22 protein-coding genes are annotated in these 23,193 nt (G+C 61.5%); 11 read left to right on the plus strand and 11 right to left on the minus strand.

Annotated features, from left to right (window positions below; all coding sequences use genetic code 11):
* Positions 1 to 63 precede the first annotated feature (63 nt).
* Entirely contained in the window at positions 64 to 618 is a 555-nt protein-coding gene (locus tag J3Q04_RS11835) for a DUF488 domain-containing protein (protein WP_434605968.1), read from the plus strand.
* On the opposite strand, the gene J3Q04_RS11840 is transcribed toward J3Q04_RS11835, so the two are convergent.
* Positions 601 to 1,119 carry a GNAT family N-acetyltransferase gene (locus J3Q04_RS11840; protein ID WP_434605966.1) on the minus strand — a complete coding sequence of 173 codons (519 nt, stop codon included), beginning with the start codon at positions 1,117 to 1,119 and terminating at the stop codon, positions 601 to 603. The genes J3Q04_RS11835 and J3Q04_RS11840 overlap by 18 nt on opposite strands.
* Positions 1,120 to 1,260: 141 nt before the next feature.
* On the opposite strand from J3Q04_RS11840, the gene J3Q04_RS11845 reads away from it, so the two are divergent.
* On the plus strand, positions 1,261 to 1,761 hold the full coding sequence (locus J3Q04_RS11845) for a GNAT family N-acetyltransferase (protein ID WP_434605964.1): 501 nt from the start codon (positions 1,261 to 1,263) through the stop codon (positions 1,759 to 1,761).
* Here the strand turns inward: J3Q04_RS11845 and J3Q04_RS11850 are convergent.
* Entirely contained in the window at positions 1,721 to 2,707 is a 987-nt protein-coding gene (locus J3Q04_RS11850) for a DMT family transporter (RefSeq protein ID WP_434605962.1), read from the minus strand. The two genes, J3Q04_RS11845 and J3Q04_RS11850, sit on opposite strands and share 41 nt — an antisense overlap.
* Before the next feature lie 74 nt (positions 2,708 to 2,781).
* On the opposite strand from J3Q04_RS11850, the gene J3Q04_RS11855 reads away from it, so the two are divergent.
* A complete protein-coding gene (locus J3Q04_RS11855; protein WP_434559087.1) occupies positions 2,782 to 3,636 on the plus strand; it encodes a LysR family transcriptional regulator in 855 nt (284 codons plus the stop codon).
* Between the two features lie 19 nt (positions 3,637 to 3,655).
* Here J3Q04_RS11855 and J3Q04_RS11860 read toward each other — a convergent pair whose 3' ends face one another.
* Together J3Q04_RS11860 and J3Q04_RS11865 are read right to left on the minus strand one after the other, a co-directional pair.
* Complete coding sequence (locus J3Q04_RS11860) at positions 3,656 to 4,033, minus strand: YceK/YidQ family lipoprotein (protein WP_434605960.1); 378 nt, start codon at positions 4,031 to 4,033, stop codon at positions 3,656 to 3,658.
* Positions 4,030 to 5,238: an MFS transporter gene (locus J3Q04_RS11865; RefSeq protein ID WP_434605958.1), complete on the minus strand. Its 1,209-nt coding sequence runs from the start codon at positions 5,236 to 5,238 to the stop codon at positions 4,030 to 4,032. Before J3Q04_RS11865 ends, J3Q04_RS11860 begins: the two co-directional genes overlap by 4 nt.
* A gap of 116 nt (positions 5,239 to 5,354) precedes the next feature.
* On the opposite strand from J3Q04_RS11865, the gene J3Q04_RS11870 reads away from it, so the two are divergent.
* A complete protein-coding gene (locus J3Q04_RS11870; protein ID WP_420763778.1) occupies positions 5,355 to 5,813 on the plus strand; it encodes a winged helix-turn-helix transcriptional regulator in 459 nt (152 codons plus the stop codon).
* A 15-nt stretch (positions 5,814 to 5,828) separates the two neighbouring features.
* On the opposite strand, the gene J3Q04_RS11875 is transcribed toward J3Q04_RS11870, so the two are convergent.
* The gene (locus J3Q04_RS11875; protein WP_434605956.1) at positions 5,829 to 6,575 is read right to left on the minus strand and encodes a substrate-binding periplasmic protein; all 747 of its coding nucleotides are present in this window, start codon (positions 6,573 to 6,575) and stop codon (positions 5,829 to 5,831) included.
* A gap of 217 nt (positions 6,576 to 6,792) precedes the next feature.
* On the opposite strand from J3Q04_RS11875, the gene J3Q04_RS11880 reads away from it, so the two are divergent.
* The gene (locus J3Q04_RS11880; RefSeq protein WP_434605954.1) at positions 6,793 to 7,488 is read left to right on the plus strand and encodes a tRNA (adenine(22)-N(1))-methyltransferase; all 696 of its coding nucleotides are present in this window, start codon (positions 6,793 to 6,795) and stop codon (positions 7,486 to 7,488) included.
* Positions 7,489 to 7,525: 37 nt separating this feature from the next.
* Here J3Q04_RS11880 and J3Q04_RS11885 read toward each other — a convergent pair whose 3' ends face one another.
* The 3 genes from J3Q04_RS11885 to J3Q04_RS11895 all read right to left on the minus strand — a co-directional run bounded on the left by J3Q04_RS11885 (position 7,526) and on the right by J3Q04_RS11895 (position 12,466).
* Positions 7,526 to 9,829 (minus strand): Orn/Lys/Arg decarboxylase N-terminal domain-containing protein, encoded by a 2,304-nt coding sequence (locus J3Q04_RS11885; RefSeq protein WP_434605952.1) that lies wholly within the window; start codon positions 9,827 to 9,829, stop codon positions 7,526 to 7,528.
* Complete coding sequence (gene potE / locus J3Q04_RS11890; RefSeq protein WP_420763782.1) at positions 9,826 to 11,235, minus strand: putrescine-ornithine antiporter; 1,410 nt, start codon at positions 11,233 to 11,235, stop codon at positions 9,826 to 9,828. The genes J3Q04_RS11885 and potE overlap by 4 nt, the downstream gene beginning before the upstream one ends.
* Before the next feature lie 235 nt (positions 11,236 to 11,470).
* Positions 11,471 to 12,466, minus strand: coding sequence for an aldo/keto reductase (locus J3Q04_RS11895; RefSeq protein WP_434605950.1), 996 nt, complete (start codon positions 12,464 to 12,466; stop codon positions 11,471 to 11,473).
* 113 nt (positions 12,467 to 12,579) lie between these two features.
* Between J3Q04_RS11895 and J3Q04_RS11900 the strand changes: the two genes are divergently transcribed.
* From J3Q04_RS11900 to J3Q04_RS11915, 4 genes are all read left to right on the plus strand, one after another.
* Positions 12,580 to 13,503 carry a LysR family transcriptional regulator gene (locus J3Q04_RS11900; protein ID WP_434605948.1) on the plus strand — a complete coding sequence of 308 codons (924 nt, stop codon included), beginning with the start codon at positions 12,580 to 12,582 and terminating at the stop codon, positions 13,501 to 13,503.
* Between the two features lie 124 nt (positions 13,504 to 13,627).
* A complete protein-coding gene (locus J3Q04_RS11905; RefSeq protein ID WP_420763785.1) occupies positions 13,628 to 15,628 on the plus strand; it encodes a M10 family metallopeptidase C-terminal domain-containing protein in 2,001 nt (666 codons plus the stop codon).
* A gap of 92 nt (positions 15,629 to 15,720) precedes the next feature.
* A complete protein-coding gene (locus J3Q04_RS11910; protein WP_420763786.1) occupies positions 15,721 to 16,149 on the plus strand; it encodes a DUF2231 domain-containing protein in 429 nt (142 codons plus the stop codon).
* Positions 16,146 to 17,438, plus strand: coding sequence for a PQQ-dependent sugar dehydrogenase (locus J3Q04_RS11915; protein WP_434605946.1), 1,293 nt, complete (start codon positions 16,146 to 16,148; stop codon positions 17,436 to 17,438). Before J3Q04_RS11910 ends, J3Q04_RS11915 begins: the two co-directional genes overlap by 4 nt.
* Before the next feature lie 84 nt (positions 17,439 to 17,522).
* Here the strand turns inward: J3Q04_RS11915 and J3Q04_RS11920 are convergent, their stop codons facing one another.
* Both J3Q04_RS11920 and J3Q04_RS11925 read right to left on the minus strand, forming a co-directional pair.
* Positions 17,523 to 18,863 carry an OprD family porin gene (locus J3Q04_RS11920; RefSeq protein WP_434605944.1) on the minus strand — a complete coding sequence of 447 codons (1,341 nt, stop codon included), beginning with the start codon at positions 18,861 to 18,863 and terminating at the stop codon, positions 17,523 to 17,525.
* 32 nt (positions 18,864 to 18,895) lie between these two features.
* Positions 18,896 to 19,318, minus strand: coding sequence for an AraC family transcriptional regulator (locus J3Q04_RS11925; protein ID WP_434605942.1), 423 nt, complete (start codon positions 19,316 to 19,318; stop codon positions 18,896 to 18,898).
* Between the two features lie 290 nt (positions 19,319 to 19,608).
* Between J3Q04_RS11925 and J3Q04_RS11930 the strand changes: the two genes are divergently transcribed.
* Positions 19,609 to 20,388, plus strand: a complete 780-nt coding sequence (locus J3Q04_RS11930; protein WP_434605940.1) for an EAL domain-containing protein — start codon at positions 19,609 to 19,611, stop codon at positions 20,386 to 20,388.
* Between the two features lie 74 nt (positions 20,389 to 20,462).
* Here J3Q04_RS11930 and J3Q04_RS11935 read toward each other — a convergent pair whose 3' ends face one another.
* Complete coding sequence (locus J3Q04_RS11935) at positions 20,463 to 22,163, minus strand: amidase (protein WP_434605938.1); 1,701 nt, start codon at positions 22,161 to 22,163, stop codon at positions 20,463 to 20,465.
* Positions 22,164 to 22,443: 280 nt separating this feature from the next.
* Here J3Q04_RS11935 and J3Q04_RS11940 point away from each other — a divergent pair, with 280 nt between their 5' ends.
* Positions 22,444 to 23,175, plus strand: a complete 732-nt coding sequence (locus J3Q04_RS11940) for a GntR family transcriptional regulator (RefSeq protein WP_420763790.1) — start codon at positions 22,444 to 22,446, stop codon at positions 23,173 to 23,175.
* Positions 23,176 to 23,193 lie beyond the last annotated feature (18 nt).

Consider the following 23,193-nt stretch of genomic DNA (forward strand, 5'->3'; position numbering starts at 1 on the left):
AACAGGAAACTAACGTGTGGCGGGGTTGTTCCTATGAAACGGCCAGCTGAATTCGGATGCGTCATGGAAAAACCCAGCTTCTACACAATCGGCCATTCAACCCGAACCCTTGAGCAATTCGTTGACATCGTGAAGAGCTTCGGTGTCGAGATGATTGTCGACGTGAGGACTGTTCCAAGATCGCGCACGAATCCCCAGTACAACCTCGATACGCTTCCCGCGCTTTTGGAACGGTACGGGCTCAAGCATGAGCAAATACGGCAGTTGGGTGGGCTGCGAAAAAAATCCAGGATCGTTGCCGATGAGGTCAATGGGTTCTGGGAAAACCGCAGTTTTCACAATTACGCGGATTACGCGTTGTCGGATGAGTTCGAGGCGGGCCTGGATCATCTTTTGGTACACGGCCAGACTCTCAAATGCGCAATCATGTGCGCGGAAGCGCTCTGGTGGCGTTGCCATCGCAGGATCATCACCGATTATCTGTTGCTCCGTGATGTCGACGTCTTCCATATACTGGACAAAGACAAGGCGACTCAAGCCGTGTTGAATCCAGCGGCACAAAACTCTGGGCTGAAGTTGACCTATCCAGCGTATCCCGACTCAGCACACCCGCCATGACATGGCGCAACGGCTGCCCGGTGCGAAGCCGCGACGGTATTCCTCTGCCAGGATGGCGGCCAGGCGCGGGGCCAGCGTGGCTTCGGGCAACTGTTCGAAACCCAGTCGGGCGTAGAATGGTGCGTTCCACGGTACGTTCTTGAAAGTAGTCAAGGTAATGGCTAGCAGCCCCTTGGCGCGCGCGTGGGCCATCGCGATTTCCATCAATCGACGGCCAATCCCTTGCCTTTGCTCGGATTGCATGACGGATAACTCGTGCACATGAAGCGCTTCGTCATACCGTTCTGCGCTTAACAAACCTTGAGGCAAGTCCCGGTGGTTGACGGCCACCCAGCACGTCGACAACGCAATAATCCGCTGGTGACGCTCGACAGGCATGGGCGCTGAATCAACCACCCAGCTCAGAGCTTCTATGGTACTGAATGCCCGGGCGGCGGATTTTTCAACGTCGGGCAGGAACGGCGCATCATCTGGATGTGCGAGACGAATGGTGATGGTCATGGGGCGCTTTTTTGGTTTTCTTCCGGTACTGAATTCTGGCAAATGACATCTGCTGAGACAAACTTCGAGATGCCTGGAATGTACTATGCTTTTTCGTATGCGGTAAAAGCAGTCATTTAACGCAGCGAAGGGAAACCTCAAATGACCAGTGCTGAAACCGTAGTTGGTAGGGCCAAGCAAGCGGACCTGACCGGTATCCTGGCCCTCCAGGCTAAGAACCAGATGGATCGGGGAGGATCGCTTTCTGCCAGCCTCCCGCGAACCCGCGTAAAAGCCATGATGAGGAATATGCCGTTGATCGTCGCGCGTCGTAATGGCCAGGTCACCGGTTTCCTGATGGCGACTCCTCGTGCGATGAACCTGGATCTTCCCATCGTCCAGGCCATGTTTTCTTCGTACGGGGGAACCTCGGATGCATACATCTATGGGCCTATTTGCGTAGGGGAAGAGGAGCGCGGCAAGGGCTTGGCCCAACGAATGTTCGACGAGCTCAAGCGACTCGCCCCCAAGCGCGAGGGCGTTCTTTTCATTCGCACGGATAACGCCCCGTCGCTTCGTGCGCATCAGAAAATGGGTATGAAGGAAGTGGGTTCTTTTCGCTTCAACGATTTCCAATACGCTGTGTTTTCCTATTTTGGCTAGTCCCGCTTGGATTCGATTGACCCCGAGCCTGACGAGCCTCATCGCGCACAACCAACCCGATCCCGACAGCAGACACCGCCATCCCCAGCGCCATCTGCCAAGACAGCGGCTCGTCGAACATCACCCAGGCCCACACCATGGTAATGGGCGGGCTCAGGTAGAGGACGCTGGCGACCCGGGTCGCCGAGGCCCGGCGCAGGCATAGCCAGTAGAGTCCATAGCCGCCCATCGTCGACAGTCCGGCCGTCCATATGACGCTCAGGGCGAACCCGGTACTGGGTATCGGCGCCAGACTGCCTTGCACGCCTTCGATCAGGGCAAAGGCCAGGCCCGAGACACAACATTGCAACCAGAGGTTCGGTAGCAGCCCCATGGATTGCGAGGCTGGCAGGTGTTTTTGCCAGAGTGTCGCCGCAGCGAGCGACAACATGCCCAGCAGTGGCAGCCCGTAGACCCACAACGGCGCGCTGCCCCACCCGAGCGCGCCATGGGTGCCCAGGGCAACGCCCGTCAGGCCTATGAACAAACCTGCCCAGACCCGCGGCGCCATGCGCTGCCCCAGGATACCCGCGGCCATCAGCGCCAGGCCCATCGGCAACAAGTCGGCGAACAAGGCGGCCAGGCCAGCGGGCACACCCCAGGCAATGCCCTGGGTAATACCAGCCAGGTAACCCGCCATCGCCAGCAGTCCGATACCGGCGTTTTTCAGGAGGGTGACGAGGGCGGTACGCCTCAGTTGCCGGACGACGAAAGGAAACAGCAGGAGCGTGACCAGCACGCAACGCCAGAACACCACAAGCAGCGGCGGGGCGTAATCGATGGAGAATCGCGCGCCGACGAAGCCGGAGCTCCAGGCCACGAGTAATGCCGCTTCGAGCAAGGGCAACGGAATCAGCCAATACGCACTGGGCGGCAACGAGCGGGTGATCGATTTGGTCGGGTTCATGGTCACAGGCTACGAAAGCCGACTAATCTAATAAATCAAAATATCGTGCAGCACTGGTTTAAAAAGGTTGAATCATGACAGCCATACTGGATATCGAACTGATCCGGACGTTTCATGCAGTCGCGCGCCTGGGCAAGTTCAGCGGCGCGGCGCAGCAGCTCCACAAGAGCCCGGCAGCGGTGAGCGTGCACATCCAACGATTGGAAGCAGTCGCCGGGGGCCGTTTGCTGGACCGTGACAATCAGTCGGTTTCCCTGACCGCCCTGGGCAAGCGCCTGCTCGTGTCCACCACGGAGCTGCTCGCGACCCATGACCGCGTGCTCGCCGACCTACACGGGACACGGCTGGCGGGGCGCGTCACCCTGGGCGTGCCGGACGAATACGCCGATCATGTCATTCGCGACATTCTGCCGACATTCACCGCAGCCTGGCCAAACGTGGTCCTCGAACTCAAGACCGCACCCAGCTATGCGCTGCGCGAGTATGTCCAACGTGCAAAACTGCAGGCCGCCGTACTCACCCAGCCAATGGACCAGCCTGAGGCGGCGGGCCAGATCCTGGTCACCACCACGCCGGTTTGGGTAGGCGCGACCCATGGGGCGCCGAGCGCGACGGACCCGCTCCCGCTGGCCGTGCATGCGGCGCAATGCCCTTACCGCCAAGTCATGCTGCAGGCGCTGCGGCAAAGCGGGCGCAAGGTGCGAATCGTCCTGGAGAGCCCCTCGAACCAGGCCATCAAGGCATGCGTGGAAGCCGGACTGGGAATCAGCCTGATCGACCGCGCCCGGGTGACGGAGAACATGCGCATCCTCGAGGGTTTGCCGGTGGTGCCCGATCATGAAGTGGTGTTCGTGCGCTCCCAGGCCTCACACGCCGATGAAGCGGTAGACCTGTTGGGCAAAGCGATCCAGCAGCGCTTTCGACTGTAAGAACAGGAGGAGGCGACGGCTATTCTTCCGCCGGCCTTATGTGAAAGAGGGTGTAGGGCAGGATAAGCGTATCGGCGACAAAACTGAGGGGCAGATCGATGGCCGCGAGCGGCGCAAACGCACTGGCGTACGTCGCGTTATCCTCCGTCGCCGCTTCCTTGAGCACCTGATAATCGAAATACGTACCGCAATAAGGCTGCACACCGCAGAGCGACCCGGGGCCAAAGGTTTCGTTGGCCGTTGCGCAGCCGGTCAGCAGTGCGATGGTTAGAGCCGCTCCGATGATGCGCATGGCGTTCCCTCGAATATTGGAGCGCGACTGTAGCATTTGTGACGGGTGAGTCGGTGCCTTGATCGAAAGCGCCTCGCAGCTCGCCGCGCACAAGTTATCGATCACGCCGATTTCTGTTCAGCGCACCCGCCCCGATGAATCGAAACGCCCCACAAACCCAACGCTACAACACTGATCGACCCACCCAGCCAACTGACCGCGGCCCAGCCCCATAGCGCATAGACCTGGGTCGCGGCGGCGGCACCCAGTGCGCTGCCGATCGAATAGAAACACATGTAGGCGCCGACCATGCGGCTTTGCGCGTCGGGACGTGCGGCGAGGATGAGGCTCTGGTTGGTGACATGCACGGCTTGTACGGCAAAGTCGAGCAGGACCACGCCGAAGACCAGGGCGATCAGGGAGCTTTCGGCGAAGGAGATGGGCAACCATGAGAGCACCAGCAGACCCAGCGAAAGACCCGTCACGCGTTGCCCCAGTCCTCGATCGGCCCAGCGACCGGCTCTGCGAGCCGCCAGCGCGCCGGCAACCCCGGCCAGGCCAAACAGGCCGATGGCGGTGTGGGAAAGCGACAATGGCGGGGCACTCAACGGCAGGACCATGGCGGTCCAGAGGACGGAAAACGCGGCGAAGATCAGCAGCGCGAACAGCCCCCTGATTCGTAACAGCGGTTCGGTCATGAACAGTTGGAACAGCGAGCGGATCAGGGCTGGATAGGGCTGCCGATTTCCCGGTGACGCCGTGGTGGGTGCCACTTTCCAGAACACCGTCGCGATGATCAGCATCAGTCCCGACGACACAAAATAAACCGCACGCCAGCCGGCGAGGTCGGCGATGAACCCCGAGATGAATCGCGCCAGAAGTATGCCCATCACGACTGCGCTGGTGAGGGTGCCGACGGTCTGGCCTCGTCGGGACGGTGCCGATAGCACGGCTGCATAGGCCACCAGCACTTGGACGACGACCGCGAGCAGGCCCGTGGTGATCATGGCGCCCAGGAGGATGAGCCAATGCTGGGATGCGCCGACGGCCGCCAATGCAATCACGGACAACGTCACCAGGGTCAGGATCAGCCGTTTGCCGTCGACCCTGTCGCCCAGCGGGACGATAAAGAGCAAGCCCAATGCGTATCCAAGCTGGGTGGCCGTGACCACGATGCCGATCGAGGCGGGAGCGACACCCAGGCTCTCGGCCATCGAGGCTAGGAGGGGTTGGGCGAAGTAGACGTTGGCGACGGCCAGTGCGCAGGTGATGGATAACAGGGATGTGAGGGCTGGGGACAGGCCTTGGCTTGGGAAGATGGGTGCGGTCATGTGCGCCTTCCAATCTGGTTGCAATTAAAAACCGGATTGGATTTTTGCTTGAATGGGTTTTAATTTGCAACTAGTTTGGTGGAGCTACCCCCCAGCGTCAGCAAACAGGAAACCCAATGTCAGAAAACACCCCATCGCCCAACAGCGAATGCCCGGTAGCCCGAACACTGGAAATCATCGGTGACCGCTGGTCGCTCATGATCATCCGCGATGCCTTCGACGGCATTCGCCGCTTCAGCGAATTCCAGAAGAGCCTGGGCGTTGCCAAGAACATCCTCGCATCGCGCCTCAAAGGCCTGGTTCAAGTCGGTGTATTGCGCGTGCAGCCCGCATCGGACGCAAGCGCCTACAAGGAATATGTCCTGACGGAAAAAGGCCAGGAAATCTTTCCAATCGTGATCAGCCTGCGGCAGTGGGGCGAACGTTTTTTGTTCGCCGAGCACGAGACGCGGTCGGTGCTGTTGGACAACGCCTCTGGCGAGCCGTTGATGCCCATCGAGGTCCGCGCATTGAGCGGCCAGAAATTGCAACCGGGGGATTGCCACAGGGTGAGACGCATCGCCGGCGAGCCGTGACTCAGGCGCGTTGCTTCAGGGCTGGGGAGGCTGCTCATAGCGTTGCTGGATACGCGCCAATTCGCCGGACCGGCGCAGTTGCTCCAGCGCGTTGCTCCAAGCGGTGATCAGTTCGTCGTCACTGTCGGTGCTGAAGGCGATGTACAGCGACGAGCGGTAAAGCTCGATGGGAATCTTGCGCAGGGTGCCCGGCGCGATGTCCAATTGGCGGCTGTAATACGCCACTCCGGCCGCGGTGTCGCCGACGATGATGCTGGTTCGTCCGGCAAGCAGCATGCGGTACAGCAGCCTGCTTTCGGTCGCACTTTTGTCCAGGTTATTGAAACCCAGCGATTGCAACGTCTGCGGCACCAGGCCCGCGTGCCGCGTGGTGATCTGCGGAGCGCGCAGCAGTTGTTCGAGAGAGTTGATCGGCGGCGAGCCGGCCAGTTGGTAGGCGTGGATGGATTCCTCAACGATCGGGCCGACCCATTTGTACAATGGCTCACGCTCCGGTGTGCGGAACAGCGAATACATGATGGTCTTGGGCCGGTTCTTCAGGATCTGCGTGGCGCGCATGCTGGGTTGCACCGACATCTCGAAATGATCGCCAGTCAGCGCCATGATGGCCCGGACGATTTCCGTGGTCATGCCGGTGAGCCGATGGTTCTCCACATAGTTGTAGGGTGCCCATTCCTCGGTGACGACCTGATATTGCCCGTGTGCGGTCGCCGGGCCGAGCAACAGGCTGAGCAGCACTGCGGCAGGCATCGAATACTTCACGTGTTCTCCTGATCAACGGTTCGCTGTTGCTGGCGAACCCAAGACAAGCATAGACCCAAACACGTGCCGGGCATCGGCGGCTGCTTCGTTATGCGAGCAATGCCTCAGCTCATTGTCGCAAGCGTGGCCGGTAGCAACTTTTACATTCCATCGCTGATAAAGTGGGCGCCCCGCCAAGACAGCGGCCGCATAAGCAACGCAAAACAGGATTGAACGCTTGAACGAACAGACATTGTCCATGCGCCTTGAACGCGTGGCGGGGCTCGTGCCGACAGGGGCGCGCCTGGCCGATATCGGCTCGGACCATGGCTACCTCCCGGTGGCGTTGATCAAGCGTGGGGTGATCGCGGCGGCGGTGGCGGTAGAGGTGGCGTTGACGCCGTTCCGCGCGGCTGAGCGCACCGTGCGTGAAAGCGGCCTGGACGAATGGATCAGCGTGCGCCTGGCCGACGGCCTGGCGGCGATCGAACCGGCGGACGGCATCACGGCGATCAGTCTGTGCGGCATGGGCGGCGAGACGATTCGCGACATTCTTGACAGTGGCAAGTGTCGCCTGAGCGGTCGGGAACGCCTGATCCTCCAGCCCAATGGCGGCGAACAGCCCTTGCGCCAATGGCTGATGGACAACGACTACCGCATCCTGTGCGAAGACGTATTGCGGGAAAACCGCTTCTACTACGAAATCATCGTCGCCGAGCGTGACGGGCCGGTGATGTACAGCGCCGAGGAGCTGTACTTCGGCCCGCTGCAAATGCAGGCCCGCAGCCCGGTATTCCTGGCCAAGTGGCAACGCATGCTGCGCCTCAAGCACAAGACCCTGGCCAATTTCACCCAGGCGCAGCAGGCCGTGGCTGAAGAAAAAGTACAAGACGTCGCGCGGCAGGTGCGGTGGATCAACGAGCTGCTGGCGTGAGCCCAGCGAATCTCGATGACGTCCCCGATCCAATCGGCTAACGGTCCGTCGCGTCCTGTTTCAACACCAGCAACCGATAGACGCCGCCGTCATTTTCGATCCCATGGGTGTCATGGGTGAAGCCAGGGAATGACCGGTCAAAACTCTCCAGAGCCTTCAGGTAAGCCAGCAAGGGTCCGTCTGATGGGCCAGCATTTTCCCCTGGCATCAACAGGGGGATGCCCGGTGGATACGGCACGATCCCCGTTGCCGCGATCCGACCGGCGGCCTCGTCCAGCGTCACCTGCTCGATTTCGTTTCTGACCAGTTTTTCGTAGGCCTCCACGGGGCTGAACTGCGCTTGCGGCAGCGTGCCGAAAGCCTTGGCCATGGCTGCGGTGGTCTTGGTTTTTTTCATGGCGGCGAAGATCTCTTCGGCCAGGTCCTTGAGCCCCATGCCGGCATAGCGCTGTTGGTTGGCGCTCAACAGGTCGGGCAGGCACAGCTCCAGTTCGAGGTTGGCGTCGTAGTCACGCTTGAAGTCGAGCAGGGCGTTCACCAGGGTGCCCCATTTGCCTTTGGTGATGCCGATGGAAAACAGGAACAGGATGGTGAAGTCGGTGGTTTTTTCCACCACGATGCCTTGCGTGCCCAGGTAGGCGCTGAGTACACAGGCCGGGATGCCAAAGTCCAGCAGATTCCCGTCGTCGCCCATGCCAGGGCTCAGGATCGAGACCTTGATCGGATCGAGCATGCAGTAGCCGTCTTCAATGTCGCCGAAGCCGTGCCAGACCTCATTGGGGTGCAGCACCCAGCAACCAGGATCGGCCTTGAGCCGCGCTGGATCGACCTCATGGAAGGCGATCGACTGCCCGTCCACTTGCACCATCGGCGGCTGCCAGCACGAGAAGAACCAATCGTCGTGACTGAACATCTCGCTCTGCATATGGGAAATGACCTGCCGGAAGGCGACAGCTTCTTCGATCGCCTCGCTGGTGAGGATCTGCCCGCTGGGCGCCTCCATCATCGCCGAGCTGACATCGCACGAGGCCATGATCGCGTAGTTGGGCGAGGTCGAGGCGTGCATCATGTACGACTCGTTGAAGCGCCCGTGGGGAATCGGATTACGGCCATTGCGCACGTGGATCATCGACGCCTGGGACAGCGCAGCCAGCAGCTTGTGAGTGGACTGGGTGGCGAACACGGTCGGTTTCGACGGGTCGTGGTCGTCCGGGCTGCCGTGCATCGCAAAGCGGTCCTTGTACAGCGGGTTGAAGCGCGCGTAGCCATACCAGGCTTCGTCGAAGTGCAAGCGATCGACGCTTTGCCCCAACAGTTCCTCGACGCGGGTGACGTTGTAGGTCAGGCCGTCGTAGGTGGAATTGGTGATAATCGCGTGCACGGGTGTCGGGTCGATGTCGCTCTTGACCAACGGATTGCTGGCTATGGCGGCCTTCACGCCCTCGGCGCTGAGGGTCTGCGGCAGGATCGGGCCGATGATGCCGAAGCGGTTGCGAGTCGGCACCAGGTAGGTCGGAATTGCCCCGGACAGCGTCATCGCATGCTCGGCGGATTTGTGACAGTTGCGGTCGCACAAGGCGATCTGGTCCCGCGTCACGCTGGCCATCAGGATCACGCGGTTGGACATCGATGACCCGTTGGTGACGTAGTAGGTGCGATGGGCGCCGAAGACCTTGGCGGCATAACGCTCGCCTTGCCCGATGGGGCCGCTGTGGTCGAGCAGCGAACCCAGCTCGCCGACGGAGATGGACAGGTCCGAGCGCAGCAGGTTTTCCCCGAAGAATTCATAGAATGCCCGGCCCGCCGTGCTTTTCAGAAAGGCCGTGCCGCCGGCGTGGCCCGGCGTGTGCCATGAATATTCGTAGCTGCGGGCAAATTTCAGCAGGGCGCCGAACATCGGTGGCAACACTGCCTGGCGATAACGTTCGATCGCCGCCAGGATCCGCCCGCTCAGGAACCGGCTGGTGTCCTCGGGCAGCCAGATGAAGTCGTCGGCGTGTTGCATGACGATCAACGGCACGTTGGACGCGGTGCTGCGATCACTGATCAGGAACACCGGCACGCGGGTGTTGCGCTCGCGCAGGGCGGTCAGCAGGTCGATGCATTCGCGATGGTCTTCGCTGGTGTCTATTTCCCAGCTGAGCAGCACGCACTGGATGGCCGGGTCGGAACTGAGGATCGACTTGGCATCGCTCAGGGTCTCGGAAGTCAGCACACTGACGGCGCGATCCTCTACGTCACTGATCAGCTGGATCAGGGCCCGGCCGAATACGCTGCGCTTGTCGGGTGCGTTGGAGACGAGCAGGGCCAGCATCCCCAATAGATTTCGATGTTCCGTCATGGCAATGCCTCCAGGTTAGCCGGCTTCAAGTGGTTGACGGGAATGGGCTCGCCAACGATGTGCTGCGCCGCGACGGTCTGGGTCGGTACGCTGTTGTTCATGGCCTCCAGGCGGATCAGGCGGGTATTGACGTAACCGAACAGCGTGTAGCCGACGATGACCGCCACGCCGCCGAGCATCAGCGCTTGTTCGCCCGAGCTGTAGAGCGCCAGGTAACTGTAGGCCGCGGCGATGCCTGCGACGATATTGGTGACCAGAGCCTTGTTCGCCGGGACATTGGAAACCTTCTGCAGGGTCACCAGCGTCGCCATGGAGAGAATGTACGGCACCAGGTTGGTCACCACGGCGAGGTTCACCAGCGTATCGAACTGCTTGGCGAGGTCGGGACTGATGGTCAGCAGCGCCATCGCCGTCTGCATCGCCAGCAGGATCAACATGCTGATGATCGGCACGCCATGCTTGTTGGCCTTGGCGAAGATCGGCAAGAAGTAACCCGTGTCCGCCGAACTCTTGAACACCTGGGCGACGGTGAACTGCCAACCGAGCAGGGAGCCGACGCACGCCAGCACCATCAGCCCCATGACGATGTTGCCCACCAGGGGCGTGAACATCTTGGCGAACACCAGGCCGAACGGCGCGGTGGAGGACACCAGCTCGGCGTTGTCGACGATACCGGCGATGACGTTGGTCGAGACGATGTAGATCACAGCGGCGCCGAGCGTCCCGCCGAGAACGGCGATCGGCACGTTCTTCTCGGGGTTCTCCACCGCGTCACCGTTGGCGCACGCCGACTCCAGGCCCAGGAAGGCCCAGAGCGTGATTGCCACCGATGCGCCAGCCGCTTCGTACCAGGGTTTGTCGTGAGGGTTCCAACCGGCCGCATAGACACTGCTGTCGAACCAGAACCAACCAAGGGTCGACACCAGCACCACCGGGGCAATGACGCCCCATACGGTCACGGCGCCGATCTTGCCGGTAACGCTTGCGCCGCCGAAATTGGCGAAGGTGGTCAGCCACAACAAGGCGATGGTTGCCAGGCCGACTTGCAGCGAGTCGAGCTGGATGCTGAAAAGCGTCTGGATATAGCCGACGGCCGTGATGCTGATCGCCACGTTGGCAATCAGCAGCGATAGGCCATAGGTGTAGTTGGTGATGTAGTTGCCGGATTTGCCAAAGGTGTATTCGGCGTATCCGCCCATGCCGCCGGTCTTTCGACTGAGCATGCCGCAGCGGGCGAACGCGTAGGCCAGCGCCAGGGAGCCCGTGGCGGTGATCAACCAGGACAGGATGGAGATGCCGCCGACTTCGGCGAGCTTGGTGGGTAACAGGACAATGCCGGATCCCAGCATGTTGACGGCAGTCAGCATGGTGAGTTGCCCCACGCTCATTTTCTTGGCGGCTGACATTCCCTTGCCTCACATACTGAAAGTGACGGGGTTAAGTCATAGCAGAGGATCTCCAGTAAGCAAGAATCGCTCGCATCGCGATGACTCCATCTATCGAATAACCCGTGGCGAGGGAGCTTGCTCCCGCTGGCCGGCGAAGCCGTCCCCGGCAGTCTTCGGGTAGACCGCGTCGGCTGTTTGCGACTGCTGCGCAGCCGAGCGGGAGCAAGCTCCCTCGCCACGGTGGGTGTGAGGATCAGCCGTCGAGCAAGGTCATCACCTCGGCACTGTAGCGCTCGCCGGCCACGGCGCCTTCGGGGGCGAAAATGGCGTCCAGATGATTCAAGTCATCGCTGCTCAGGAAAACGCTGGCGGCGGCGACGTTGCTTTCCAGGTATCGACGCTGCTTGGTGCCCGGGATCGCGGTGACATTGCTTCCCTGGGCCAGTACCCAGCCCAAGGCCAGTTGCGCGGCGCTGATGTGCTTGTCCTCGGCCATGGCCCGGACTCGTTCGACCAGGGCGAGGTTGCGATAGAAGTTGTCGGCCTCGAAACGCGGATTGAAGCGCCGATAGTCGTCGGCGGCAAAGTCCTCCGGCGTCTTCAACTCGCCCGTCAGGAAACCACGCCCCAACGGGCTGTAGGCGACAAAAGCGATTCCCAGGCGTCGGCAGGTTTCGAGCACGCCGTTGTGTTCCGGCTCCCTGGACCACAACGAATATTCGCTTTGCACCGCCGCCAGGGGATGCACGGCATGGGCCCGCTCGATTGTCTCGGCGCTGGCTTCCGAAATGCCGATGTGGCGAACCTTGCCGGCCTTGACCAATTCGGCCATGGCGCCAATCGTTTCTTCCACCGGCACCTGAGGGTCGATTCGGTGTTGATAGTAAAGATCCAGGTAATCGGTTCCGAGGCGCTTGAGGCTGCCGTCGATCGATTGCCGGACGTACTCCGGGCGACCATCGACGCCCCGGGCATGTGGATCGTCGCTGCGAACCAGGCCGAACTTGCTCGCCAGAAAAATCCCATCGCGCTTGCCGCGCAACGCCCGTCCCACCAATTGCTCGTTGGTGTGCGGCCCGTACATGTCCGCGGTGTCGAAGTGTGTTACGCCCAGTTCCACGGCGCGGTGGAGCGTAGCGATTGCCTCTCGTTCATCCGCGCCGGTGGTGTAGAAATCCGACATGCCCATGCAGCCCAAGCCGATGGCGCTGACGTGTGGGCCTTGATGGCCAAGTTGGCGGGTGATCATAAGAGTGTTCCTTTGGGTTGAGATGACGAGATCAGTCTCCTTAAATTGGTTTAATGGATAAAGCTGGTGATTTTGGTTTAACTATTCGTGATTTCTAAACAGTGAGCCGAATAATGGACCGATTACAGGCAATGCAAGTGTTCCGACGCATCGTCGAGCTGGGCGGTTTTGGCAGGGCGGCCGATGACCTGGGGCTGCCCAGGGCCACCGTCAGCTTGTTGATCCAGCAGTTGGAAAGCCACTTGGGCGTGCAGTTGTTGCAGCGCACCACCCGGCAAGTGCGTGCCACCCTCGACGGCGAAGCCTATTACCAGCGCTGCGGCCACTTGTTGGAAGAACTGGACGACCTGGAAAACTCGCTCTCCACGCAACGGAGCCAACCCCGGGGCACCTTGCGCGTGGACATGCCGATCGCCTTCGGCTGCACTTGGATCGTGCCGAACCTGGCGGACTTCTATCGACGCTATCCGCAGTTGCAACTGGACCTTGGTTTCCATGATCGGCAAGTACATCTGCAACGCGAGGGGGTCGATTGCGCCATCCGGGCCGGCAATATCGTCGACCAGGCGCTGGTGGCGCGGCCGATCGTGCGGCTGCATCAAGTGACCTGCGCCAGCCCGCAGTACCTGGCTCGCGAGGGCACGCCACGGCGACCTGAAGAATTGTCCGGGCACCGCGCCGTTGGCTTCGCGTCCGGCAATGGACGTTTTTTTCCGTTCGAGTTCGAGGCAGCGGGGCAGGTGCGAGAGCTGAACATGCCTTCGGAACTGACCGTCAACAATGCCGACGCCTACGTGACGGCCTGCGAAGCGGGACTCGGCTTGATTCAGGCGCCGCGTTATCACGTGCAGCGGCAGTTGGCAGAAGGGCGCTTGGTGCAAGTGTTGACGGAACATCCAGTGCCGTCATGGCCGATTTCGGTGGTCTATCCGCCCCATCGGCAACTGTCGCCCCGGGTGCGGGTGTTTATCGACTGGGTGATCGAGTTGCTCCATGGCGAAGCGGATGCCCAAGGCGAGTTGATGATGAAGGTGTAAGGCTTGGAAAAGCACGGCGCTGCGTTGCGCTGATGGGATCCAAGACTGGCGAAGCCGCCATGAATGGCTATTTTGTAAGGTGCGAAAATTTTCTGGAGTGTCTCATCGACACATGAGGTTCAGCATGGACAACGCACACAGCAATGCAGGATTGGCCCCACGAGCAGGCACCGGGAAGACCTTCGTCGACCTTGACGGCTACAACGACACCAAGAAAATCGCGGTGGCCCCGGACGGCACGATATGGCTGGCGGGCATGACAAAGGTAGAAAAGGATTGGGAGTACGAAGGCTACCGGACCTCCCTGATGCGCTTCAATGCCGACGGCACCCTCGATACGACCTTCAGCGACGACGGCAAGACGCAGCTCCCTCACGATATTTTCCCAGGGGAAGGCTACAGTGCGGCCGTGCAGCCAGACGGGAAGTATCTGCTCGTCTACCCACAATTCACGTCCGGCATCGCCATGATCCGGCTCAATACCGACGGCACGGTGGACCAGGGGTTTGGTGTCAACGGTAAGGCCATCGTGCCGGGGTCCTGGGGCGATTATGCCAGTGCCACGGTACAGCCTGACGGCAAGATCCTGGTGTCGAATCAGGACAGCTACGAGAGTCTGTTTTCGGTCAGTCGCCTCAATGCCGACGGAACGCTTGACTCGACCTTCAATGGCGGCAACGCCATCCAATTCAATATCCCGAACATGGGCGCGCTGGAAGGGTACGGATTCACCCTGCAAGCGGATGGCAAATTGCTGGTGCCGGGTTACAACGGCGAGATGGTGGTCGCGCGCTTGAATGCAGACGGCAGCCTGGACAGCAGTTTCGGCACGGACGGCCTGGTCGATACGCAGGTGGCGGGCCTTGCAGCCTCGGTCACCGTCCAGGCCGATGGCAAGATCCTGTTGGCCGGTGGCGGCGAACAAAATGGCAGCGGTTTTGATTTCAAGATCATCAGGCTGAACCAGGACGGCACTCTGGACACAAGTTTCGGCAACGCTGGCGTCGCGGTGATCGACCTGACCGGTGATCGGGACATGGCTCGGGACATTACCGTTCTGGCGGACGGGAAAATCCTGGTGGCGGGGCAGAGCACCTATTTCGGCAACGCTGATTTCAGCCTTATCCGGCTCAACCCTGATGGTACGCTCGATACCACCTTCGGCGCACTTGACGGTGTGTTGCCGGGCATCGATGGAGGGCGGGGCGATGACGTCCTGTCAGGCACCTATGTCCCGGAACGACTCAGCGGCCATGACGGTGCCGACTTGCTTGATGGCGCTGGGCAACGGGACGTGCTGGAGGGCGGAGCCGGTGCCGATGTCTTCCGGGTCAGTACGATCGGCGACAGTTACCGCACCGACAACCAGGCCGTCAGCGATCGAATCGTCGACTTCGACGCCGATCTGGATCGGATCGATTTGACGTCGCTGGGGTTCAGCGGGTTCGGCAACGGATTGGATGGAACCCTGGCGGTGCACGTCAACGAGGCCGGAACGCGAACCTATCTGAAAAGCTTCGACGCGGACGGGCGGGGGCATCGTTTCGAATTGGTCCTGGATGGCGACGTGGCTCAGGCCCTCGATGAAACCAACGTGGTATTCGCGCCGCACCTGATCCAGGGGACCGAGTCAGCCGACCGACTGATGGGTTCGGTGGTCGGTGACCAGATTGTCGCCGGCGCCGGTAACGATGTCGTTTCGGGCGGCAATGGGCACGATGTCATCGACGGCGGGCTGGGACGCGACGTGCTCAGCGGCGGCGAGGGTTGGGATGTTTTCCGCTTCGATGCTCTCGATGACAGCTTTCGCACGGCCGACGGCAATTTCCAGGATCGGATCATCGACTTCGATCCGCTCACGGACAAGATCGACGTGTCGGCGTTGGGCTTCACCGAGTTCTGGAGCGGCTATAACAAAACGCTGCAAGCGGTCGTCAGTGAAGACGGCCAGCGGACCTACCTGAAAAGCTATGAGGCCGATGACGAGGGGCGCCGATTCGAGGTCACCCTGGAGGGGAATGTGGCAGCGCAACTGAGCGACAAGAACTTTATCTTCGCTTCAGGTGACGAGCCCTTTGCGCAACTGCAACTCTTGGGCGTCGCGGCCCCGGAACAGTTCGGGTAGACGGTCTGCCTGCGAGTAAAAATGTCGGAACTAACGCGCTCCCGACACGATCCTTTTCCAAGGCGTATCACCGCGACCGAAAAGGAGTTGTCATGACCGTTACCGCCCATCCTATCTACCGAAGCACGCCGGGACCGCTCCATGCGGTCCTGCTTGCCGGCACGGTTCCACTGTTTCTCGGGGGCCTGCTCAGCGACATCGCTTACTACAAGACCTACCAGATCCAATGGAGCAATTTCGCCTCCTGGTTGATTGCCGGTGGGTTGCTGTTTTGTGGGCTGGCGTTGGTGTTCGCGCTGGTCAATCTGATTCGCGCGGACCACAAGGCCGGTCGTCCGGTAGGCTATTTCCTGTTGTTGCTCGTCACCTGGGTGCTGGGGCTGATCAACGCCTTCGAGCACGCCAAAGACGCCTGGGCCGCGATGCCCCAGGGCCTGGCATTGTCCGTCGTCGTGACCTTGCTGGCCTGCGTGGCGGCATGGGTCGGGCTGACCAACCTGCGTTCGGGAGGTGAGCAATGAACTCTCGCATCCCATTGACGGCCTTGAGCATGGCCCTGCTGTTGAGCGGTTGCGGAGGCGAAGGGGACGCTACGCAAGCGCGCGGTCCGGACCCGAAGTTGCCGGAGCCCCAGCGTAGCCTCCTGCCCAGCATGAAAATCGCCGAGCCGGTGGCTTGGGGTGACCAGAAGCCTACGGTGCCGCAAGGCTACGACATCACCGCCATCGCCACCGACCTGAAAATACCGCGCCAGACCCTCGTCTTGCCCAACGGCGATATCCTGGTGGCCGAAGGCAGAGGCGGAAATGCACCGAAGTTGAAGCCCAAAGATGTGATCGCCAGCGTCATCAAGGCGAAGGGCAACACGCAGGTCAAGGGCGGTAACCGCCTGACCCTGTTGCGCGACGCCGATGGCGATGGCACTTACGAGCTCAAGACTGTCTTCGCCGAAAACCTCAACGCGCCCTATGGGCTGGCGTTTGCCGACGGCAAGCTGTACGTGGCGAACCAGGATGCGCTGGTCCGCTTCGACTACCAGGAGGGCCAGACCAAGGCCAGCGGGGCGCCCGTCAAGGTCACTGATCTACCGTCGGCGATCAACCATCACTGGACCAAGGCGTTGGCCATCAGCCCCGACGGGCGCTCGCTGTATGTCGGTATCGGTTCCAACAGCAACGTCACCGAGCGTGGCATGGAAGTCGAGATCGACCGAGCGATGGTCTGGCAGATCGACGCCGAGACGGGCGCCCACAAGCCTTATGCGACCGGCCTGCGCAACCCGACGGCGTTGAAGGTCGAACCTGGTTCCGGGCAGTTGTGGGCGGTGGTCAACGAGCGGGACGAGTTAGGGCCGGACCTGGTGCCGGATTACCTGACTTCCGTGCGCGAAGGCGCGTTCTATGGGTGGCCCTATAGCTATTGGGGGCAGAACGTCGATCCACGGGCGCAGCCGCAGGATCCGCAAAAAGTCGCCGCTGCGGTCAAGCCCGACTACAGCCTGGGGTCCCACGTCGCCGCCCTGGGTGTCGATTTTTCCATTCCGGCCATGGGCGAACAGTTCGCCGAAGGGGCGTTCGTGGGTGAGCACGGCAGTTGGAACCGTGACCAGCCTGTGGGCTACAAGGTGATCTTCGTGCCGTTCAGCAACGGGCGGCCCGCCGGTGAGCCGGTGGATTTCGCGACTGGCTTTCGCGGGTCCGATGGCAAGACCCGGGGGCGGCCAGTGGGTGTGACGGTCGATCCTCGGGGTGCCTTGATCATCGCCGACGACCTGGCGAACACGGTCTGGCGTGTAACCCGCAAGCCATGATCCCAAGCCCGGGGCGGATCGTCGTCCCGGGCAACCTCCATGACTTACTAAGCGGAAACACTGTTCGACCGGTTTTTTGCGCTTTCAGAACGGGCCCAGTTTGAGTGGGTACTGGATGACGATGTACAGCCTGTCGATGTCATCGCCGGCCTGGGCGCTGTTGGCGCGATGGGTGACGTGGGACAGCTGCAACGACAAGTCCTTGGCCGGGCCTGACGGCACGAGATAGCGCAGGTCGATGTCGCGTTCCCAATGTCGGCCGCCGTCTCCCTGCTGCGGGACGTAGTTGCCGATGTTGCCGTCGTACGGGTTGTAGGCGCCGCCCCGGGGAGCATGGCTGCCATCTATCCCGCGCCCCGTCACGTAGCGGGCCATGAAGCTCAGGCCGGGAACGCCCATGGCGCCCAGGTCAAGGTCGTAGCGTGCCTGCCAGGAGCGTTCGCCCGGGCCATTGAAGTCGGCATATTTGATCGAATTGGCCAAGTAGATGGAGTCGCCGCCGACGAAGTCGAAAGGCGTGTCGCCGCGGACTTTCTGATAGGCCAGGGTGAATGCCTGGGCCTCGCGTCGGTATTTACCCGCGAGGCTGAATGCCGTGTTGTCAATGGCCCCGGCACTGGCCTGGCCGTGGTCGCGGGTGTAATACAGGTTGCCGTCGAGGAACAGGTCGCCAGCGGTTGCGTGCAGATTGCCGTAGTACTGACGCCAGGTGTCGCTCAGTTCGGAGGCGTAGAGCGCGCCACCCACTCGCTGGCCGCTGAAAAGATCGGCACCGATGAAATCGATGCTGGCGTGTCGGGTGGTTGCCCCGTAGCCGGAAAAATCTCCCTTGGCGGTGGACGCATCCTGATTCTTGAACGCGCTGAAATGACCGGCCTGGAGATCGACCCCGTCGATCTCCCGACTGGTGAGGAGTGCGCCGCTGGCGTATTCCGGTTGCAGGCGTTTGTCCGCAGTGTCGAATACCGGCGTCGCCACGGTCATTTCGCCCAGTGCCAGGGTGGTTCGCGACAGGTTGAATTTCAGCGCGCCGCCGGCGCTGGAATATTGATCCTCGCTACGGCCGTCGCTGTCCAGCGGCAGCAATCCCGTTCCGGCGTGGCCCTTGCCGCCGTCCAGTTTCAAGCCCAGGAACCCGTGGGCGTCGATGCCTACGCCGAGGATGCCGGGGGTGAAGCCAGACTCGAACGTGGCGATGAATCCTTGCGCCCATTCCTTCTTGTAGCTTTGGCCCGCCGGGGTAGGGGACCGGTAGTCACTGTTGAGGTAAAAGTTGCGGCTCAGTACCTCCAGCGACGCTCCTTCCAAGAGGCCGGGCGCCGCCAGTGCTGGGGCGTTTGCTGTCAGCAGGGCGAGGAACCAGAGCGGCTTCAGCGTAAACGTCGCTTGCCCGGGGGCGATCAGGTTTTTCGTGACAGGCGACATGGATGATTTCCAGATAACAGAGGCTCGCGCGATCACCCAGGCTCTCCCGCGTGCAGTAACGTGCGCAGCATGCGGGATCGCCAGGCGAACGGGCTGATGCCTTCGCTATGGGTGAAGATGTGGCAGAAGTGCGCCTGGTCGCAAAAACCGCATTCCTGACTGATTTGCGTGAGGGTCAGGTCGGTGGTCTGCATCAGGCGCTTGGCGCGCATGATGCGCTGGCCCCGGATCCAGGCTTGAGGGGACTGACCGGTGCTGGCCTTGAACGCTCGGGAAAAGTGACTACGGGAAAGCGCGCACGCCTCGGCCAGCCGGGCTATTGCCAATGTTTCACCGAGGCCGTCGAAGATCATTTTCTTGACCAGGCTTTCACGCCAGGGCGAAAGGCCGCCGTGGTTGGATTTTTGCAACGGCGTAAGGGGCGTCCTGACGGCGCTGAGCGATGGATGAGCCATGACATGAATTCCGTGCCAGCGGGAAGCACGTCGATGTGCAGCGCTCTGGGGCGCGCGTCCCGCTTTAGAAGGTCTGCAGAGAGCCTCCATTTTTGGTGACGCCGCGCGCGGGTGCGAGTTAATCGTTGTTAATTACGTTCAGACAATCGAATGAACGCCTGATTTGACCCACCGGTCATACGATAACGGACCCGACAGCACTCCAGAAAGCCGCGCCCGTGCCGACTCAAGGGTATTGCCTATAGTTTCTGCTTCACAGGGACGCCCGCTGACGCGACGGAACACAGATCATGACCCAATCTTCTTCCCATCCCAACTTCAAGTCCCTTGGCTGCGCCGAGTGTCGTGACCACGAGGCGCTGGGGTTCGAATTCACCATGGCGTTCCAACCCATCTTCAATGTCCGCACGCGCCAGGCGTTTGCGTACGAGGCGTTGGTCCGAGGCCTGAAGGGTGAGTCGGCCGGCCATATCCTGGGGCTGGTGAACGACAGCAACCGCTACCGATTCGACCAGGCCTGTCGCGTGAAGGCCATCGAAGAAGCCGCTCGGCTGGGTATCCTGGAGATTCCCGGTTGCCTGCTCAGCATCAACTTCCTGCCCAACGCCGTTTACCGGGCCGAAACCTGCATTCGCGCAACCCTGGAGGCTGCGCGTCAGACCGGCTTTCCGCCAGACAGGCTGATGTTCGAAGTGACGGAAGGCGAGCGTGTCGACGACCCGGATCACTTGAAATCGATTTTCATGGAATACGAGCGCCAGGGCTTCACCACGGCCATCGATGATTTCGGGTCTGGCTACTCAGGGCTCAACCTGTTGGCGCTGTTCCAACCCCAGGTGCTGAAAATCGACATGGCGCTGACCCGAGGCATCGATCACGATCCGGTCAAGCGTGCCATCGTCGAGGGGATCATCCTGGTCGCCAACCGGCTGGGGATTACCATCATTGCCGAGGGCGTCGAGACGCGAGAAGAGAGCGCTACGCTGCTGGCGATGGGCATCGAGTTGATGCAAGGATTTCTTTATGCGCGGCCCGAAATCGGCCGGCTGGCGGTCGGAAGCTTTGATTAACCGATAGCTTGAAGCAATGGTGGCGCAGGCCTCACCGGGGTGGGCCTGCTTTTACCAGGGCGGTGCTGTTGTGGTTACAACGGCGGAGTCCGCGGCGGGATCATCCGTTTCGATCCCAGCGACTCGAACGCCGAAGCCAGCTGCAACAGCTTCGAATCGTCATAGGCTCGGCCGGCGAACGTCAGACCGACAGGCATGCCGATGTCTGCCATGACGCCCATCGGCACGGTGACGGTGGGCACGCCCAGATGGCGGATGGCGAGGTTGCCGTTGGCGACCCAGACCCCATTGCTCCAGGCGATGTCGGCCGAGGCTGGATTGACGTCCGCGTCCGCTGGGCCGACGTCGGCCACCGTGGGGAAGATCACCGCATCGAGGCCCAGGCGCGCCATCCAATCTTCCAAGTCGATCCGGCGCGTCTCTTCGAGACCTCGCAAGCCATCAGGCAAGGTAGGAATCTGGTCCCACGGCGTGATTCCGCGCTGGGCCATCTTCACGTACTCGTCCATGCCGGCGGCAAGGTCGTCCTCGCGGTTGGGCAGGGTGCCAGGGTCGTGGGGGAAAATCAGCGGTCCGTCGACGTCGGCCAGGCGATTGAGTTTCGGATCACCGTTGGCCCGCAGGAAATCATCGAATGCCCAGGCCGATAGATCCCACAATTCGTGGTGCAGGAACTCCTTGGACACCAGGCCGCGGGTGAACACGGTCGGCGCGCCAGGGCGATCACCCTCGCAGTTGGATACCAACGGGAAATCCACCTCGATCACCTCGGCGCCTTGGGCTTGCAGAGCCTTGCGCGCTTCTTCCCAAAGAGCGATCACCGACGGGCGCGTGATGATGCGCTGGCCGGTCGGGCCACCGATCCCTGGCTTTTCGGCCGTGCCCGCCTCGGGGTCGGCGTTGATGTACATGCGCGGGACCCCAAAGCGCACGCCGGCCAGCACCTGCGGTTTGGCGGCAAGGCTTTGGTAGGACGCGGGACGAACGGAATCGACGGAAGGAATCGGCACCCAGGGTTGCAGGCGCCACAGGTCTCCGCGGGTGTCGGGGTCATTGGCCACCACCACGTCAAGCACTTCGAGCAGGTCGGCCATGGTCCTGGCGAAGGGCACGACAACGTCCATGGTTGGCGTCAACGGCCAATTGCCGCGCACCGAGATCACTCCCCGCGAAGGCGTGTAGGCGCACAGCCCGTTGTTGGACGCGGGGCCGCGTCCGCTGGACCAGGTTTCTTCGGCGAGGCCAAAGGCGGCAAAGCTGGCGGCGGTGGCGGTGCCCGCACCGTTGGACGAGCCGGAGGCAAAGGGCGCGGTGAGGTAGTCACCGTTGTACGGGCTTTCGGCGCGGCCATACACGCCGCGTTGCATGCCGCCGTTCGCCATCGGCGGCATGTTGGTCTTGCCCAGGCAAATGGCCCCGGCGGCGCGCAGCCGCTCGACGGTGAAGGCGTCGCGATAGGCAACCAGGTCCTTGAAGGCCGGGCTGCCAGAGGCAGCGGTCAGGCCCTTCACCAGGTAACTGTCCTTGGCCGTGTAAGGAATGCCGTCGAGCGGGCCCAGTGTCTGGCCCTTGGCCCGACGGGTATCCGACGCCTTCGCCTCTTGCAGCGCGTCGGGGTTGCGAACCACCACGGCGTTGAGGGCCGTGGGCGTTTCGGGGCCGTCGTAGGCGTCGATTCGGGCAAGGTAGGCCTGGACCAGTTCGACCGCCGTGGTCTGGCCGGATTCGAGCGCAGCCCGGAGTTGGGCGATGGAGACTTCGGTGATTTCAATCATGCGATGACCGCTGCGGCTGGCGAATGACGTGATGCGAGGCTTGGTTCGAACGAAGTTCGGGTGGCTTCACGTCTTTCAAAATGGGTTCTGATATCGGTTGCAGACTTTACTACGAGAGCGCCAGCCATTCACGAGGAATGTCCCGTGGCGTGGCAGCCGTTGTCACTGACCGTCCGAGGGGACGTGCGGTAATCGAGCATTCTTGACAACAGATTCGTGGGCGCGAATACTTCCGCCTAAATTCATATAGATGACTAGATAACAAGGTAGATAACGTCTGATGAACCCACTCCCCAGCGATGCCCGCTTGCCGCTCTATCAACGTTTGCGCGACCAATTGGCCGAGCAGATTGCCAACAATCGCTGGCGTCCGGGGGAGGCGATTCCCACCGAGGCGGCGCTTTCAGCCGAATACCAACTGTCCACCGGGACGGTGCGCAAGGCGATCGATGCGTTGGTCAGCGAAGGCGTCCTGGAGCGTCAGCAGGGCCGAGGCACCTTCATTCGTCGCCCCCAGTTCCAGTCGTCGTTGTTTCGTTTCTTCCGTTTTCAGTCCGCGTCCGGGGAGCGCCGGGTTCCAGAGAGCCGCATCTTGTCGGTAGAGCCGGTGGCGGCGCCGTCAGCCGTGGCCCAGGCGTTGGGGCTGCCAGTGGAGGCGGCGGTGATTCGTATCGTGCGGGTGCGTCTGCTGGACGTCGAGCCCGTGCTCGCCGAAGAGATCTGGCTGCCTCGCAGCCGATTCCAGCCGTTGCTGGAAATCGACCTGAACCACAAAGGCCCGTTGCTTTATCCCATCTATGAAGAGACCTGCGGGCAGGTTGTCGCTTATGCGCAGGAAACCCTCACCGCCGAGTCAGTCAACGACGTGCATGCCCGCTTGTTGCAAGTGCCGGTCAATAGCCCGGTGGTGGTAATCGAGCGCCTGGCCCGTGATTACGCGGGCAACCCGCTGGAGTGGCGACGTTCGCGCGGGCATGCCGAGCATTTCCGCTACAGCGTAGAGATTCGTTGACCTCACCGGGTTAGCGGA

It is taken from the genome of Pseudomonas sp. D4-21 (genome assembly GCF_051132125.1).
GTDB lineage: Bacteria > Pseudomonadota > Gammaproteobacteria > Pseudomonadales > Pseudomonadaceae > Aquipseudomonas.

What these genes read in the sequence shown, in the direction of transcription:
- J3Q04_RS11845 (WP_434605964.1), top strand. Translation starts at nt 1,261, where the DNA reads ATGACCAGTGCTGAAACCGTAGTTGGTAGGGCCAAGCAAGCGGACCTG.
- J3Q04_RS11925 (WP_434605942.1), bottom strand. Translation starts at nt 19,318, where the DNA reads ATGGCTCATCCATCGCTCAGCGCCGTCAGGACGCCCCTTACGCCGTTG.
- J3Q04_RS11865 (WP_434605958.1), bottom strand. Translation starts at nt 5,238, where the DNA reads ATGACCGCACCCATCTTCCCAAGCCAAGGCCTGTCCCCAGCCCTCACA.
- J3Q04_RS11910 (WP_420763786.1), top strand. Translation starts at nt 15,721, where the DNA reads ATGACCGTTACCGCCCATCCTATCTACCGAAGCACGCCGGGACCGCTC.
- J3Q04_RS11855 (WP_434559087.1), top strand. Translation starts at nt 2,782, where the DNA reads ATGACAGCCATACTGGATATCGAACTGATCCGGACGTTTCATGCAGTC.
- J3Q04_RS11905 (WP_420763785.1), top strand. Translation starts at nt 13,628, where the DNA reads ATGGACAACGCACACAGCAATGCAGGATTGGCCCCACGAGCAGGCACC.
- J3Q04_RS11900 (WP_434605948.1), top strand. Translation starts at nt 12,580, where the DNA reads ATGGACCGATTACAGGCAATGCAAGTGTTCCGACGCATCGTCGAGCTG.
- J3Q04_RS11885 (WP_434605952.1), bottom strand. Translation starts at nt 9,829, where the DNA reads ATGACGGAACATCGAAATCTATTGGGGATGCTGGCCCTGCTCGTCTCC.
- J3Q04_RS11895 (WP_434605950.1), bottom strand. Translation starts at nt 12,466, where the DNA reads ATGATCACCCGCCAACTTGGCCATCAAGGCCCACACGTCAGCGCCATC.
- J3Q04_RS11915 (WP_434605946.1), top strand. Translation starts at nt 16,146, where the DNA reads ATGAACTCTCGCATCCCATTGACGGCCTTGAGCATGGCCCTGCTGTTG.
- J3Q04_RS11840 (WP_434605966.1), bottom strand. Translation starts at nt 1,119, where the DNA reads ATGACCATCACCATTCGTCTCGCACATCCAGATGATGCGCCGTTCCTG.
- J3Q04_RS11920 (WP_434605944.1), bottom strand. Translation starts at nt 18,863, where the DNA reads ATGTCGCCTGTCACGAAAAACCTGATCGCCCCCGGGCAAGCGACGTTT.
- J3Q04_RS11940 (WP_420763790.1), top strand. Translation starts at nt 22,444, where the DNA reads ATGAACCCACTCCCCAGCGATGCCCGCTTGCCGCTCTATCAACGTTTG.
- J3Q04_RS11870 (WP_420763778.1), top strand. Translation starts at nt 5,355, where the DNA reads ATGTCAGAAAACACCCCATCGCCCAACAGCGAATGCCCGGTAGCCCGA.
- J3Q04_RS11935 (WP_434605938.1), bottom strand. Translation starts at nt 22,163, where the DNA reads ATGATTGAAATCACCGAAGTCTCCATCGCCCAACTCCGGGCTGCGCTC.
- J3Q04_RS11850 (WP_434605962.1), bottom strand. Translation starts at nt 2,707, where the DNA reads ATGAACCCGACCAAATCGATCACCCGCTCGTTGCCGCCCAGTGCGTAT.
- J3Q04_RS11930 (WP_434605940.1), top strand. Translation starts at nt 19,609, where the DNA reads ATGACCCAATCTTCTTCCCATCCCAACTTCAAGTCCCTTGGCTGCGCC.
- J3Q04_RS11835 (WP_434605968.1), top strand. Translation starts at nt 64, where the DNA reads ATGGAAAAACCCAGCTTCTACACAATCGGCCATTCAACCCGAACCCTT.
- potE (WP_420763782.1), bottom strand. Translation starts at nt 11,235, where the DNA reads ATGTCAGCCGCCAAGAAAATGAGCGTGGGGCAACTCACCATGCTGACT.